Source organism: Kitasatospora sp. NPDC023176 (assembly GCF_055560495.1).
Genome location: NZ_JBVHIP010000011.1, coordinates 163,429 through 178,851, shown reverse-complemented (window position 1 = coordinate 178,851; position 15,423 = coordinate 163,429). Strand labels below are relative to the sequence as shown.

The following is a 15,423-nucleotide window of genomic DNA, read 5'->3' as shown; positions in this document are numbered from 1 at the left end:
CGGCTCCGTTCCCTGCCGTCTACCCGGCGCACGGCCCGCGTGCCAATCGCGCGGCCGTACGTCCCGGAGGACCCCGAAGCCCATGTCCCAAACGATCGACAACGCCCCGTATACCGCCTTCCACCGCAGGCTGGCCCTGGCCTGTTCCGGTGGGCCGCTGCTCGACGGCTACATCCTGAGCATCGTCGGCGTCGCCCTGATCGGGATGCGTCCCGACCTCGGCCTGTCCACTGCGGAGGTCAGCCTGATCGGCGCCGCCGCCCTGGTGGGCATGTTCGTCGGCGGCGCCCTGTTCGGCGTGCTGACCGACAAGATCGGCCGGGAGGTGATGTACACCGCCGACCTGCTGGTGATGGTCGCCTGCTCGGTGCTCTCGTTCTGGGTCGACTCGGTGTGGGCGATCACCGTGCTGCGCTTCGTGCTCGGCATGGCCGTCGCCGCCGACTACCCGATCGCCACCTCCCTGCTCGCCGAGTGGCTGCCCGCCAAGCAGCGCGGGCGGCTGCTCGGTCAGCAGATCGTCGCCTGGTACGCCGGCTCGGTGCTCGCCTACGTGGTGGGCTACCTGTTCCTGGAGCTGGCCGGACCGGGCAGCTGGCGGTGGATGCTGGCCAGTTCCACTGTGCTGTGCGTGGTCTTCCTGGTGATCCGCCGCGGCTCCCCCGAGTCGCCGCGCTGGCTGGCCGCCAACGGACGGGTCGGCGACGCGGTGCGCGTGGTGGAGAAGCACCTCGGGGTGCGGGTCGACGGCCGCGAGCTGATGCCGGACCCGGCCGCCCGGGCCCGCAGCGCCGGCGGGCTGCGGCTGCTGATGACCCCGCCCTACCGGCGGCGCACCCTGTTCTGCGGCCTGTTCTTCCTCTGCCAGGTCGGCCCGCTGTTCGCGATGCTCACCTTCGGCCCGCAGATCCTCTCCTCCTTCGGCATGCCGGGCGGCACCGTGATGGAGACCCTGGGCACCGGGCTGATCAGCCTGGTCTTCCTGCTCGGCTGCTACCCGGCGCTGCGCCTGATCGACACCAAGGGCCGGCGCCCCGTCATCATCTGGTCCTTCGCGCTGATGACCGTCCCGCTGGCGCTGCTGGGGGTGTGGCCCAGCGCGCCGGCCGCCGTCGCGCTGACCGCGCTGTGCGCGTACGCCTTCCTGTGCGGCGGGCCGAACGTGCTCGACTGGACCTACCCCAACGAGCTGTTCCCGACCGAGATCCGGGCCACCGCCGTGGGCATGGCCACCTCGGTCAGCCGGATCGGCGCGGCGGTGGGCACCTACCTGCTGCCGCTGTCGCTGACCGGCCTGGGCACCGGGCCCACCATGCTGATCGCCGCCGGGACGACGGCGCTGGGCCTGCTGGTGTGCGTCCTGTGGGCGGAGGAGACCCGCGGCACCGCGCTGGGCGCCGCCCCGGCCGCGCCCCGTACGGCCGCTGCGCCGGGCGTCCCGGCGCAGCGCGTCCCGCAGTCGGTGCGCTGACGGTGCGCTGACGGTGCGCTGACGGCCGGCGCGTGCACGGCGGCGCCGCCCGGGTCCTTCCCGGGCGGCGCCGCCTTCGTTCGTCACCACCGGTCGTCCGGCGCGCCCTCGACGCCGTTCAGGCGGTTCAGGACGGCGCGGAAGAGCCACCGGTCGAGGTAGGCCGGGTACAGGGGGTGGGGCGGGAGGGGGTAGTCGCGTTCGACGCCCGGGGGCAGGCCGCCGGTGGCGGGCGCGAGTTCGCGTTCGTCGCGGAAGACGAGGGAGGCCCAGAACGCGGCGGCCAGCGGCACGGCGGTCACGCCCGGGGGCGTGGGCCAGTACTCGCCGGTCCGGGGGTGGCGCGGGACCACGGCGATGTCGGCGCGGGGGCCGGTCGGCGGCAGGCCCGGTCCGGCCAGGGCCGCGCGCCGGGCCGGGCCGGGTTCCGGGGGCGGCAGTTGGGCGAGGAGCGGGCGGAAGGCCAGGGCGAGCGGTCCGGCGGCGAGGGCGAGGGGCGCGCCGTCGGCGGCGTGGACGAGGTGGGCCAGGGTCACGGCGGCCTCCACGTCCCAGCGGATGCTCCGTCTGCCGTCGCCGTCCGACAGGTCGGCGGCGCGCCACCGGTCGGTGACGGTGGGCCAGTCGGCGGCCGGAGGGTCGGGGCCCGCCGGTACGGGGCTCACCGCGGCCGGTTCCAGCCAGGTGGCCTGCCACAGCGAGCAGTCGTCGACCCGGGTGGCGACCTTGCGGCCGCAGCCGGCGCAGGTGACGTTCGGGCCGTAGCGGCCGTCGACGCCACAGCAGGCGCCGAGTTCGCGCCGCTGGACCATCGCGGTGCCGTGGGCGTCGCCGGGAGCGATCACGATCAGCCGGGGCTCGCCGGCGGGGCCCTCGTCGACGCCGTAGGTGCCCGCTTCCATGAGGACGGGCATGGTGACGCCGTTGCCGTACTGGAGGCCGGCGTAGACGGGGTACGGGACCCGTGTGAGCGGCCTGGTCAGTGCGGTGCCGCACCCCTTGCACGCGAAGACCTCCACGCCCGCCCGCTCCCCCTCCGCAGCTGCCCCGACGCGCGAGTATCGCCGTCCGGGCGGGCGGCGGCCAACGGGTTTTCGGGCCGGGCGGCTTTGTCAAGCCCGTACCGGACCCGGCCTCTCGGCAGTAGCCTCGGCGCTCTGCGGCGACGCAACGACAGCCCTGGCAGGGCGATTTGGAGGCGACGGGTGACCGCTGGGAAGGCCGGGGGCGACGACGGGTCCGGGAGGGACCACTGGCCGCTGCACGAACGTGAGGCCGAGATCCGCTCGGCCGAGCGGGCGATCGAGGCGCTCACCCTGCCCGCCGGGGCCGGGGTCGGTGAACTGCTGCTGTACACCGGCGCGGCCGGGCTGGGCAAGACCGCGGTGCTGACCGCGGTGCGGCGGGCCGCGAAACGTGCGGGCTGCACGGTGCTGTTCGCCCGGGGCGGGCAACGGCAGTGCCACGAGCCGTTCCACGTGGTGCGCCAGCTGGTGCGGCCGGTGCTGTCGGCCCTGTCCGACGACGAGCGGGCGCGGGTCTTCGGGCCGTGGGAGGACATCGTCGGCCCGGCGGCGGGGCTGTGTCCGCCCGGCGGACAGCTCGATCCGCAAGGGGTGCGGGACGGGCTGGACTTCGTCCTCACCCGCCTCGTGCAGCTGCGTTCGCCGGTGGCCGTGTTGGTCGACGACCTGCACTGGGCCGACCCGGAGTCGCTCGGTTGGCTGGCCGGCTTCGCGCTGCGCGCCCGGGAGCTGCCGGCCCTGCTGGCGCTGGCCTGCCGCGACGAGTTCCCCGACGACGCGCTGGCACTCCAGCGCGGGCTCGCCGACCGGGCCGACCGCCGACACGAACTGCGCCCGCTCCAGCCCGCCTCGGTCGCGCACCTGGTCCGCGCGGCCCTGGGCGAGCGGGCCGAGGACGCCTTCTGCCGCCACGTCTGGGCGGTCACCGCCGGGAACCCGTACGAGACCGCCGCCCTGCTGCGCGAGGTGGCCGACCAGCGGCTCGACCCGGTCGAGGAGAGCACCGGGCAGCTGCGCGAACTCGCAGCCACTGCAAGGGGAATGACGCTGCGACACTGGCTGGAGCGGCTCGGCCCCACCGCACTGCGCTTCGCCTGGGCGGCCTCGGTGCTGGACACCGACATCCGCCCCGACCTCGCCGCCGCCATCTGCGCCCAGGGCCCGGAGACCGCCGCCCAGTCCGTCCGGGAGCTGCGCCGGCACCGGGTACTGACCGGCACACCGGCGGGCCGGCTGGAGTTCGTCCACCCGCTGGTCGCCACCTCGGTCTACCAGTCGATGCCGCCCGCGGCCCGCACCGGGATGCACGGGGTCGCCGCCGTCGAGATCGAGAACGCCGGCCTCGGCCTGCCCGCGGCCTCCCGCCACCTGCTGGAGATCCTGCCCGAAGGGGACGGCCTCATCGTCGACAAGCTGCGCCGGGCGGCCCGCGAACACCTGGCCATCGGCGCGCCCGGGGCCGCGCAGCGCTGCCTGCGCCGCGCCATCAGCGAGCCGCCCGCCGACCGGGACCGGGCCTCGGTGCTCTACGAGCTCGGCTGCTCGGCCCTGCTCACCGACCCGGCGACCACGGTCAACCAGCTGCGCCTGGCGCTCGCCGACCCGTACGGGCTGAGCCCCGAGCTGCGGGTGGACGCGACCTTCCGGCTCGCCCAGGCCCTCGCCCACAGCAACCGGCTCGGCGAGGCCGCCGCGCTGTGCGCCGAGGAGGCCTCACGCACCCCGCCCGGCCCGGGACGGCTGCGCCTGGAGGTCGCCGACTTCATGTTCGCCACCTTCCAGTTCGAGGACCCCGACGGCCCCGGCCGCTCCCGGCGGCTCGCGGAGTTCGGCCGGATGCTGGACACGGTCGGCCTGGCCTTCACCGACGCCGGCCCGGACGGGCCGGCCCCGGGCGAGGCCGTGTTCGAACGCGACGGCCTGGCCCGGGCGGTGGCCGTGCTGCGCTGCTGGGACCTCACGCTGCGCGGCGCCGACCGCGCGGAGGCGATCGCCCTGGCCGAGTCCGCGCTGCCGGGCGGCCGGCTGCCCCGCAGCCTCGGCTGGACCAACACCACCTGGGGCTTCGAGCTGCCCGGGGTCCTGGGCCTCAGCTACCTGTACGCCGACCGGGTCGACCGGGCGGAGGAGCTGTTCGACGAGGCGGTGCGCAGCTATGAGGTCGCCGGGTGGAGCGGTGGCCACCTGGGCTTCGCCTACCTGCTGACCGGCATGCTGCGGTTCCGCTGCGGTGCCCTCGCCATGGCGGAGGACTACCTGCGCCGGGCCCTGCGCATCGCCGGGCGGATCGGGCCGGGCACTCCGTTGCACTGGGACGCCGTCGGGGCGCTGGCCGAGACGGTGGCCGCGCGCGGCCGGCTGGACGAGGCCCTGGAGCTCGCGCGCGAGCACGCCTTCGGCCCGCCGTACCCGACGGTGATGGTGCTGCCCGACGCCCCGACGCTGTACGGGCGCCTGCTGCTGGCCCGGGGCGACGCGGCGGGCGCGGCCGCGACGCTGGCCGCCGCCGGGGCGGCCCTGGACGCGCGCGGGTGGCGCAACACGGTGTGGGCGCCGTGGCTGGGGCACCTGGCGCGCGCGCTGGCTCCCGTGGAACCGGACCGGGCCCGCGGTCTCGCCGAGGAGGCGGTCGGCCGGGCCCGGGAGTCCGGGACGGATTCGGCCGTCGGCAGCGCGCTGAGGCTGTGCGCCGCCGTGCACGAGCCGCCGCGGGCGGCCGGGCTGCTGGCGGAGGCGGTCCGGTACCTGGAGCGCTCACCGGCCCGCTACGAGCACGCGATCGCCCTGGTCGACCTCGGCGAGGCGCTGGGCTCCGCCCCGGCCGCGCGCGCCGCGCTCACCCGGGGCCTGGAGCTGGCCGCCCGCTGCGGCGCCGACGGCCTGGCGGCCCGGGCCCGCGGCCTGCTGTCCGCGGGGGCGGGGGGCTGACGCCCCGGCAGCACGGGGGCTGCGGCGCCGCCAGGGGATGGCCCCGGGCGGCGCCGCTTTCGGTGTACGGAGCCGTTCGACATTGAAAGTATCGTCCCGTGCAACTATTGTTGTGACACGTAAAGCGCATCAGCAAGCGCCTGCGCCCTGGCGCCGCCGACCCCACGGGAGCCCGACATGAGCACCACCCTCTTCACCCCGTACACCCTGCGGGAGCTGACCGTCCCCAACCGGGTCTGGATGCCGCCGATGTGCCAGTACAGCGCCGCGCCGGCCGGTGAGAACGCCGGGGTGCCCCACGACTGGCACTACACCCACCTGGCGGCGCGGGCGGCCGGCGGCACCGGGCTGATCATCGTGGAGGCCACCGCGGTCAGCCCCGAGGGGCGCATCAGCCCGTACGACCTCGGGCTGTGGAACGACACCCAGCTGGAGGCGTTCCGCCGGATCACCGCCTTCCTCAAGGAGCAGGGCACCGTGCCCGCCATCCAGCTCGGCCACGCCGGGCGCAAGGCCTCCACCGAGCGGCCGTGGATCGACCGCTGGCGCGCCCTGACCCCCGACGAGGAGCACGGCTGGACCCCGGTCGCCCCCAGCGCCCTGGCCTTCTCCCCCGAGCACACCACCCCCGACGAGCTGACGGTCGATCAGATCGGCGTCATCGTCCGGCAGTTCGCCGAGGCGGCCCGGCGCGCACGGGAGGCCGGCTTCCAGGCCGTCGAACTCCACGGCGCCCACGGCTACCTGATCCACCAGTTCCTCTCCCCGCAGAGCAACCGCCGCACCGACGCCTACGGCGGCACCTTCGAGGGCCGGATCCGCTTCGCCCTGGAGGTCGTCGACGCGGTGCGCGCGGTGTGGCCCGAGGAACTGCCGCTGTTCTTCCGCGTCTCCGCGACCGACTGGCTCACCGAGAACCCCGAGGACGGCCGCGAGGGCTGGACCTCGGAGGACACCGTCCGCCTCGCCAAGGAGCTCCAGGCGCACGGCGTGGACCTGCTGGACGTCTCCACCGGCGGGCTCGTCCCCGACGCCCGGATCCAGGCCGCACCCGGCTTCCAGGTGCCCTTCGCCGAGGCGGTACGGGGCGAGACCGGCCTGCCGGTGGCGGCCGTCGGCCTGATCACCGACCCGGCCCAGGCCCAGGAGATCCTCACCGACGGGCGGGCCGACGCCGTCCTGATCGGGCGCGAGCTGCTGCGCAACCCGTCCTGGGCCCGCCACGCGGCCGGCGCGCTCGGCGGCGAGGTCCACTCCCCCGTCCAGTACCACCGCGCCTGACGGTGCCGACCGGCCCTGACGGCACCCGGAAGCGGACCCGGTCAGGGCTGGTCGCCGGCCCGCAGTTCGGCGGCGAGCCGGCGCCGGCCGGCGACCGCGGTCTCCAGCACCACGGCCAGGCAGACCAGCAGTGCCAGCCCCGCCGCGGGCAGCAGCACCGGCAGCGCGGCGGGCCCCAGGGCGTGACCGACCCGGGCGCCGACCAGGGTGGACAGGTCGAAGCCCGGGCCGAGCAGGGCGGCCGCCGCGAGCGCGGCCAGGCCCCCGCCCAGCGCCGCCGTCAGGGCCTGGGGCAGGGCCTCGGCGGCGATCAGCGCCAGGCCCTGGCGGGGCCGCAGGCCCATGGTGCGCAGCCGGGCCAGGACGGCAGTGCGCTCGGGGGCGGCCCGTAGCAGCGTCAGCAGGACGGCGAGCAGGGCGAAGCCGGCGGCGGCGCCGGCCGCGTAGCGGAACAGGCGGGCGGCGGCCTGCTGGAGGGGGTCGTCGGCGAGTTGGGCGGCCAGTTCGCGGCTGCTGTGGACGGTGTAGCCGGGTGGCAGGCCGTGGGTGCCGCGGCCGGACGCGGCGGCGTCCTCCTGGATGAGTTTCAGGATGCCGGTGGGCTGGGTCAGGCCGCGCTCCCGCAGCAGTGTCCTGACCTGTTCGGGGTCGATGTCGCCGACGGCCAGCCAGCGGTTGGGCTTGCCGAGTGCGGGGAGGCGTTCGGCGGCCGGGCCGGCCGGGAGGATGACGAAGGGCCGGCCGGGATCGGGCAGGGCCGGGGTGGCGGCGACGGTTCCGGCGACGGTGGTGCGCAGTTCGTCGCCGCTGTCGAGGTGGAGCCTGGGTGCTCCGGCGGCGAGGCTCCCGGCCAGGTCACGGCTGAACAGGGCGGGCACGGGGGTGTCGGGGCCGCCGGGGGCGGTGGCGAGTGCCGCCGGGTCGAAGCCGCCGGCGCCGGTGGTGCGGGCGATCTCGGCGTACGCGGCGGGTTCGGCGACCACGACGGTGGCCTTGACGTAGCCCGAACCCGCGCCGATGAGCAGGGACTTGGGCTCGATCCGGACGGCGGCGGCGGTGTGCAGGCCGGGCAGGGCGGCGGCGGCCTCGGTGAACGCCGGCGGCACGGTGGCGTAGTCCGGCAGGGTCACCCCGATGTCCCCGCCGGTCGCGAGGCGGGCGGCGCGCAGTCGGCTGTGGTCGACGGCGTCCAGGACGGTGGCGCCGAAGCCGGTGCTGGTGACGGCGATCAGCAGGGCGAGCAGCGGCAGCGCGGAGGGCCGGCGCCGGCCCGAGGTGTCGCGGGCGGCGCGGGCCAGGCCGAGGAAGCCGATCAGGCCGCGGCCGCGCCGGGCGAGGGCGGCCAGCCCGCCGATCAGCGGCGGCGCGGTCCGGGCCAGCAGCAGTGCGCCGGTGACGGCGAGCAGCAGCGGGGCGGCGGCCAGCAGCGGATCGGTCCCTGCCCCGGGGTGGCCGACGCCCCGGCGCCGGACCTCGGCCACGGCCGCGACGGTCACGGCCAGGACGGTGAGTTCGCCGATCGCCCGGCGCGCGCCGCCGTGCTGCCGCGGGCGTGGGCGTGGGCGCGGCAGGACGGCCCGGGCGGGGAAGGCCAGCAGGGCGAGCAGGGTCGTGGCCAGGGCGGCGAGTGCGGCCTGGCCCCACCGGGGGGTGGGCAGCAGCGCCAGGGCGAGGGCGGTGGCGAGCGCGGCGGCGGGCAGCACGGTGGCGGCGCCCTCGCCGAGCAGCCGCAGCAGCACCCCGGGGCGGGAGGCGCCGCGGGCGCGCAGCAGCCGGAGTTCGCCGGCGCGCCGGTCGGTGGTGAGGGCGGCGGCCAGGACCAGGACGACCGCCGCGACGCCCGCGACACCGGCCGGGCCGATCGCGGCCAGGGGCATGGCCGCCCGGTAGCGGTCCTGGGCCCGGGTGAGGACGTCCGGCAGGAAGGACGCGGTGCGCAGGTCGGTGCGCCCGGTGGCGGGGACCAGGGCCTTGGCGTCGGGGCCGGTGAGGAAGGAGTCGGCGGTGGCGATGGTGCGGTCGAGCCGGTCGGCGCGCAGGGCGGCGGGGTCGACGGGCAGCCGCCAGAAGTCGTCGGCGCCGCCGCCCCAGCGGGCGAGGGCGGCCAGGTCGGCGCCGTCGGTGAAGCCGGTGGTCTGCCACCAGTTGTTGCCCAGCGGGTCCAGGTGCAGGCAGGCGCGGTCGGGGCAGCCGAGGTCGTCCCAGTACGGGTCCCTCGGGTCGTCGACGCGGTAGAGGCCGACGACCGTGGTGCGGCGGGCGCCCGCTTCGCCGGTGCCGCTGTCGAGGACGTCGCCGATCGTGATGCCGATGGTGCGGGCGGCCGGCTCGCTCACCACGATCGGCAGCGGGGCGGAGGCGTCGGCGGGGGCGTCGGCGGGGGCGGGCCAGGTGCCGGCGGTGAGGGTGACCCGGTCGGCGAGGCCGTCGAGGTGGAGCAGGGCCAGCTTCGGGGCCGCGTCGGCGGCCAGCCGGGTGTAGCCGGGGTTGTTCAGGTCACCGGTGGTGCGGGCCCGGGCGCCGCGGGCCTCGCCGGCCGGGGACAGCGTCAGCTCCGCGCCCACCCGCGCGGCCAGTTCGCGCTGGACGGCGGCGAGTTCGGCGGCGGTGTCGCCGGGGCGGGTCCGGGAGGTGTACTGCAGGCTGCTCAGATGCAGGTCCCCGTGGCCGACGTAGTCCCGCAGCGCGGCGTCGGCGCCCCGGTCCTGGAGCCGGGGCAGGGCGGCGGCGAGGAAGACGGTGACGAAGGCGAGGGCCGCCATGAGCAGCGCGGCCGCCGGGTCGGCGCGCAGTCTGCTGCGGACCCAGGGCGCGGGCCGGTGGTCGGCGTCGGCGGTTCCGGTGCGGCTGGTCACATGTTCCTCCCCCTCCGTTCCGACGGCTGTGCGGGCCGGAGGGGTTCACGGCGACCCGCTGGGGCCGCCGCCCGGAACGGGTGGCGGCCCCAGCGGGTCGACTGGCGGTGCGTCAGGAGTTGCCGCGGCCGAGGAAGTGCCCGGCGGTGGTGGCGCTGGTGGAGCGGCGGTCGTGGGAGGCGTCCTCGACGACGTGGATCATGCTGCTGTCCGGGTCCGTGCCGCGGTCCTTGGCCCAGCCGCTGACCAGGTGGGTCATCTCGTTGTTGGCGTCCAGGTAGGTGTCGGAGATCTTGGCGTTGGCGACGCTGTTGTTGTGGTCCTTCATCTGGTTGTCCCACTCCCAGGCCCAGGTGTCGACCAGGCGCTGGGCGCTGTCGCCGACCCACGGGATGGGGGTGAGCGGGGCGCCGACGACGTGGTAGGCGACCTTGGCCTTCCAGTCGGCCTGGAGGTTGGCGTCGTCACGCTGGCCCATGGCGACGTCGGCGCGGACCGCGTCGTAGACGCCCAGGCTCGCGGCGCCCTTGTTCATCACGTCCTGGATGTCGTTCTGCGAGGCGTTGGGCCCCAGCGAGGACAGCTCCTGGGCGATCTTGGCGCTCTCGGCCTGGTGCAGGGTGGCGTAGGCGTCGGGGTTGTCGGAGAGCCCGCGCATCACCCGCACCAGGCTGTCCTCGCCGACGCCCATGTGCACCGTGCCGTTGGCGTCGGTCCACACCGCGCTGCCGTGGTCGGCGTACTGGGAGTTGCGGCCGTTGAAGATCTCGTGGCTGTCGTTGGTGTAGTCGGCCAGGGCGTTGGCCAGCGGCTGGCGCAGGTTGGCGTTGACCTTGTTGCCGCCCTGGCCCTCGTCCAGGGTGGTGACGGTGTCGTGCATGATCCGGGCCTGGGCCTCGGTGTGGTGACCGGTGTGCGGGGCGCCGGCCGGCTGGCCGGTGGTGGCGGCCTCCAGGGCCGCGCCCAGTCCGCTCTGGGACAGCGGGTCGGGCATCTTGACCACGCCGGCGTAGGGGTTGGCGACCCAGCCGTCCGGCCACTTGCGGTCCTTGAGCAGGTAGTGCAGGTGCTGGTTGCCGCCGCCCGAGTTCGGGTCCAGGTAGGCGGTGGCGGCGTCGGGTTCGCGGCCCATGACGGCGAGCACGTTGTCCAGCGGGTCGGCGCCCAGCGCGTCGCCGCTGTGGCTGGCCTTGTAGCTCCAGGCGTCGGGGTGGTCCTTCTCCGTCGCGGTGATGTCGTCGGCGAGGTCGCCGAGCATCCCGGCGGAGTACTTGGCGTCGCCCTTGGTCATCAGGGTGGTGAGGACCTGGTAGCCGTACACCGGGTCGGTGTTGGAACCGTAGTTCTTGTAGCCGGCGTCCTTCATGCTCTGGCGCCAGCGCCGGTAGAAGTCGGTGTTGGTGTCCTGGGTGGCGGAGGCCACCGCGTGGGTGAGGCCGCCCTGCAGGTCGGTGTAGGCGGCCTTCTTGTCGCCGCTCGGGCTGTTCAGCTGCTGGGCGAGCTTCATCAGGCCGTCCGGGCCGAGCCGGTCCAGCAGGCCCTGGGAGAAGGCGGGGTGGTCCGCCTTGTCCTTCATCAGGTCCTGCAGCTGGGTGAGCTGGTCCGGGGTCAGGCTGTCCAGGTGGGTGGCCAGGTCGGCGGCGCGCTGGGCGTCGCCGGCGTCGCCGCCGCCCACCGCCTGGCCGTTGAAGGTGGTGTCCAGCGGGTTGCCGGCCTTGGAGGCGCCGCGCAGGGCGGCAGCGATGCGCTCGTCGGCGCGGGTGGCGGCCTGGACGCCGGCGGTGATCGCCTTGGTCCACTTGTCGGCCGCGTCCTGGTAGGACTGCCGGGCCTCCGGGTCGTGGTGCAGCGCCTGGCGGGTCGCCGGGTCGAGCGTGCTCTCGTCGAACACGGCGGTGCCGGTGCCGGTGACCTTGAAGCCGTCCTTGACCGCGCCGTCGGCGGCGTCGCGGGTCTGCTTCTGGGCGGCGGCGAAGTCCGTGTGCGCCTCGTCGAGCAGCGAGGCCATCGCGTTGGCCTCGGTCTGGGCGTCGACGATCTGGCCCTTGGTGGTCAGCAGCGACGCGTTGGCCAGGTTCGCCGTGTTGCCGGTCCACCAGGGGCCGCTGCCCAGGCCGTTGCCGCCGAACAGGCCGTTGCCGCCGATGCCGTTGCCGTTGCCGCTCCCACCCAGGACGTCCTGCTCCATGGTGGTCTGCATGGTGTGGAAGCGGGCGGCCATCGCGCGCCACTGGGTGGCGGCGGCGGTCAGCGCGTCGGTGTTGGCGTTGAGGACGTCTTCGTATCCGAGCATGATCACGGCACCTGGAGGGACTGGGCGACGGACTGGTTGGCACTGAGGTAGTTGGCACCGGTGCCCTGCATCGCGGTGGCGTTGGCGTTCAGCCGCCCGGTCAGGGCCTTGACCTGCTGGTGCCATTCGTCCAGCGAGTCCTTCAGCGCGCCGGAGCTGCCCCAGCCCTTGAGGCCGGTGACGGCCGTCCCGGTGGCGTCGTCGGCGACCGCGCCGGCACCGGGGCAGTCGTGGGCCAGGTTGGTCAGCGTGGCGTGCGCCTTGTCCAGCGCGGCATGGTTGACCCCGAAACCGCCTGGTGCTGGTGTGCTCATCCGTTGATCCCCCATACGTGGTGACCCCGGCGGTGTGGTCACCGGGGCGCCGATGATCGTAAGTCCGCGGAGCACCGGATTGCGCATGGGATTCATCAGGGATTTGTCACTATTTCGTCACTGCCCGGCGACGGAGGCGACCGGCGGGACCGGTGGACCCGTTGCGGTGACGGACGGTGACGACCCGTTGACGGCCACCGCGCACCCCTCCTCTCCGACGGGGGCACAGAGAGCCCGGAGACACCCCCCGGACGCCCCCTGCCCGGTGCCGGACAGGACCGCCCGGGCCCCTTGCACCGAGGGCCCCTGGAAACCGCCGGGCGGCGGTTTCCAGGGGCCCTCTCGAAGGTGGGTGTCGGTCAGGCGAGCAGGTCGGACTGGAGGTCGACCACCTGGCGGAAGGCCGTGGCGGGCACGCCGTGAGGGTTGGTCATGGTGACGACGGCCAGCACGTCGAAGGCCGACACGTACGCCAGCCTGGTCGTCGGCACGTCCTTGCCGGCGCTCTCCCGGGACTCCTTGCGGGTCACCTCGACACCGTCGGGCAGCTCGCGGTCGGAGGAGGAGGTCGCGGTCCTCGCGTCGGGCGCGGCCTTGAGCTGGATCTCCGAACGCATCCGGGAGAAGGTGCCCCAGGCCTCGGCCGAGGAGCCGAAGCGCAGCAGCCGGATCCGCGTGGTGGTGCCGTCGGAGGCGGTCCACTCCCGCACGGTGGCCGCCCGGCACACGTTCTGCAGCAGCAGGGCGCGCGCCCGGGCCGGGTTCTGCAGGTCGTCGAGCATCGCGTTGCAGGGCACCCAGTTCGCCGGGTCCGCCCCGCCGGGCGCCGCCGGAGCGGACGCGGACGGCGAGGCGGTGGCCGAGGGGGTGGGGGTCGGGCTCGCCGAGGGGGCGTCGGAGGGCGCGGCCGTGGCCGAGACCGTCGGGACCGTCGGGACCGGGAAGACCGGCGGGTTCAGCGAGCCGCCGGCCTCCTTGGGGGCGGGCAGCAGCAGGTAGCGCAGGTCCGCCTGGTGCAGGCCCTTGCCGTTCCCGTCGCTCTTGTCCTTCAGGTTCGGTGCGGCCTTGCCCGAGGGCAGCGGCGGCAGCGTCAGGGGCGGGAAGGTGTAGCGGCCGTCGTTCGCGGTGGCCAGCCCGGGAAGGTCGGTGCGCTCGGGGGCGGTGACGGCCAGTGCGGTGCCGGTGCCCGCCAGGACGAACACCAGGGCGGCGCAGCCCCAGCGCACCGTGGCCCCGCGGCGGCGGGTGCGGCGGGCGGCCTGCTCCTGCGGGGTCTGCGCCGTCATGGCGGCCGGGCCGGGGTCGGGCCGGGGGTCGTCGATGGTGATGGCGGCCCAGGGGCTCCCGGCGTCGCTCCCGGAGGCGGCGGGGGCGGCGGGGGCCTGGTCGTGCGGCTCCGGCGCGGGCTGCGGCGCGGCGGCGTGGTCGGTCATACGGACGCTCCCGGGCTGGCGAGGCGGTCGAGCTGCATGGTGAAGAGGGCGACGATCTTGTCCTTGGGCAGCGGGGCCACGCCCTCGGTGCTCATGATCACCAGGAGGTCGCCCTCGGCGGCCGAGCACTCCAGGTAGTCGATCGGCGCGGACGGCGGCGCGGGCATCAGGTAGCAGTGCGCCTCGGGGTGGCCCGGCACCTGCGGGCCGGAGCGGAAGATGCCGGTGTCGCCGGTGAACACCGCCGTGTACTCGTTGATCCGCTGCACCTCCTGCTGGTTGAACTGGCGCAGCCGCAGCCCGACCACCAGGTGGTTGTCCTCGTTGCGGTAGGTCCGCACGCCGGTTCCCTTGACGTGCAGTCCCTCCCAGTAGGAGCGGAGCTTGTCGCGCTTGTCCTTGGGGATCTGCTGGAGTTCGGCGTCCATCTCGTCGGACAGCTGTCCGGCGCCGAGCTCGGTGTCGTTGCCGTAGCCGCCCTCGTCGGGGCCCGGTGCGTAGCCGGCCGGGACGGGCAGCAGCAGGTCGCGCAGCGAGCCGAAGTGGCTGCCGTTGGACTTGGCGCCGAAGGGCGTGGGGGTGGCGGTCGGGGCGGGGGCGGCGGTGGGGCCGGCGGCGGCGACCGGGGCGGGGTCGTCGTACCGGGTCTTGATGATGCCGACGCCGATGACCACGCCGACCAGCGCGGCGGCGACGGTGGCCGCGCCCGCGCGCAGCAGTCGGCGGGAGGCGGGGTGGGGTGCGGCGGGGGCGCTCTCGATGGCGCCCTGAGGGGTGAACTCGGTGGTGGGCCCGGCCGGTTCGGGGCTTGCCGGGACGTCCGGGGCCGCTGGCGCGGCCGGGCCGGCCGGGGTGGTGGTCACGGAGTCGTCGGTCATACCAGCCGCTCCCACTGCTGCTTGGCGAGGGCTTTGAGGTCCCCGGAGTCCACCGGCTTGGGGCTGAAGACCTCCACGGTCATCAGCACCGTGCCGCGCTGGGCGGCGGCGTGCCCGTAGTAGTACTGCTCCTTGGTGTCGGACCAGCTGCTCGGCTCGTTCTCCACCCAGTAGCCGCCGTTGGCGTCGTCGGCGAAGGTCTTCCCGTTGGCGGCCGCGGCCTTGTCGAGGTGCTCGGGCGTGTACTGGGTGAGCGTGACGCGGTAGCGGATGTCGTCCTTCTTCCAGTCCACCTCGGCGGCGCGCCGGAAGCCGGACCCGGCCAGGCTCTTGAAGACGTTGGCCGCGTCGCCGTTGCGCTCGGCGAGTTCGCCGATGGACATCCAGCTCGGCTTGTCCGGGAAGTCGCCCCAGGCGGAGGTGCCGTCGGGGGCGCTGATCAGCAGTTTGCGCAGGTCGCCCTCGATGGCGGGCGGTTTGGGCTGCGCGGCGGCGAGCGCGGCCGGGTCGACCACCTCGGCCGGGTAGGACGGCAGGGCCACCTGCAGCGGCGGCAGCGGCGTGGGCGGGCGCTGGGCCTGGATGGCGTAGCCGACGCCGCCGCCGGCCAGCGCGCCCACGACCAGCGCGCAGACGGCCAGCAGCACCGGGCGGGGGCGGCGCGGGGCGCGCGCGGCGGAGTCGGGGCCGGCGGACAGGGTGTCCGGCTCCCCTTCGGTGGCGTCGGCCGGCCGGAACGGCGCGCCCGGGACGGGGGGCACCGGCGGGACCGGCGGGACCAGCGGCTCGTCCGGCACCGGCGGTACGGGCGGGACCGGGGGCACGGGCGGTGCGGGCGGGACCGGGGGCAGCGGTGGTTCGGCCGCAGCCGACGGCTGCTGCGCGGGTTCGGTGGTCACGTGAGTGGCTCCAGAGGAGGAAGGGAGGGCGACGTCGTGGGGCGGG

The 15,423-nt window shown here is 75.5% G+C and carries 10 protein-coding genes; 3 read left to right on the top strand and 7 right to left on the bottom strand.

Going from position 1 to position 15,423, the window contains the following annotated elements; all coding sequences use genetic code 11:
• Positions 1-82 precede the first annotated feature (82 nt).
• Positions 83-1,471: an MFS transporter gene (locus tag ACZ3YL_RS18255; protein ID WP_188303334.1), complete on the top strand. Its 1,389-nt coding sequence runs from the start codon at positions 83-85 to the stop codon at positions 1,469-1,471.
• A gap of 83 nt (positions 1,472-1,554) precedes the next feature.
• Here the strand turns inward: ACZ3YL_RS18255 and ACZ3YL_RS18250 are convergent, their stop codons facing one another.
• The gene (locus ACZ3YL_RS18250) at positions 1,555-2,490 is read right to left on the bottom strand and encodes a hypothetical protein (RefSeq protein WP_188303335.1); all 936 of its coding nucleotides are present in this window, start codon (positions 2,488-2,490) and stop codon (positions 1,555-1,557) included.
• A 186-nt stretch (positions 2,491-2,676) separates the two neighbouring features.
• Here ACZ3YL_RS18250 and ACZ3YL_RS18245 point away from each other — a divergent pair, with 186 nt between their 5' ends.
• A complete protein-coding gene (locus tag ACZ3YL_RS18245) occupies positions 2,677-5,424 on the top strand; it encodes an ATP-binding protein (protein WP_465658406.1) in 2,748 nt (915 codons plus the stop codon).
• A gap of 177 nt (positions 5,425-5,601) precedes the next feature.
• A complete protein-coding gene (locus tag ACZ3YL_RS18240) occupies positions 5,602-6,705 on the top strand; it encodes an NADH:flavin oxidoreductase/NADH oxidase (protein ID WP_465658404.1) in 1,104 nt (367 codons plus the stop codon).
• 41 nt (positions 6,706-6,746) lie between these two features.
• Here the strand turns inward: ACZ3YL_RS18240 and ACZ3YL_RS18235 are convergent, their stop codons facing one another.
• From ACZ3YL_RS18235 to ACZ3YL_RS18210, 6 genes are all read right to left on the bottom strand, one after another.
• Entirely contained in the window at positions 6,747-9,560 is a 2,814-nt protein-coding gene (locus ACZ3YL_RS18235) for a hypothetical protein (protein ID WP_465658403.1), read from the bottom strand.
• Positions 9,561-9,672: 112 nt separating this feature from the next.
• A complete protein-coding gene (locus ACZ3YL_RS18230) occupies positions 9,673-11,853 on the bottom strand; it encodes a DUF6571 family protein (protein WP_188306625.1) in 2,181 nt (726 codons plus the stop codon).
• 2 nt (positions 11,854-11,855) lie between these two features.
• The gene (locus ACZ3YL_RS18225) at positions 11,856-12,167 is read right to left on the bottom strand and encodes a hypothetical protein (RefSeq protein ID WP_188306624.1); all 312 of its coding nucleotides are present in this window, start codon (positions 12,165-12,167) and stop codon (positions 11,856-11,858) included.
• Positions 12,168-12,526: 359 nt separating this feature from the next.
• The gene (locus ACZ3YL_RS18220) at positions 12,527-13,600 is read right to left on the bottom strand and encodes a hypothetical protein (RefSeq protein ID WP_465658402.1); all 1,074 of its coding nucleotides are present in this window, start codon (positions 13,598-13,600) and stop codon (positions 12,527-12,529) included.
• Positions 13,597-14,478: a hypothetical protein gene (locus ACZ3YL_RS18215; protein ID WP_188306622.1), complete on the bottom strand. Its 882-nt coding sequence runs from the start codon at positions 14,476-14,478 to the stop codon at positions 13,597-13,599. The genes ACZ3YL_RS18220 and ACZ3YL_RS18215 overlap by 4 nt, the downstream gene beginning before the upstream one ends.
• Positions 14,475-15,377, bottom strand: coding sequence for a hypothetical protein (locus ACZ3YL_RS18210; RefSeq protein ID WP_188306621.1), 903 nt, complete (start codon positions 15,375-15,377; stop codon positions 14,475-14,477). The genes ACZ3YL_RS18215 and ACZ3YL_RS18210 overlap by 4 nt, the downstream gene beginning before the upstream one ends.
• Positions 15,378-15,423 lie beyond the last annotated feature (46 nt).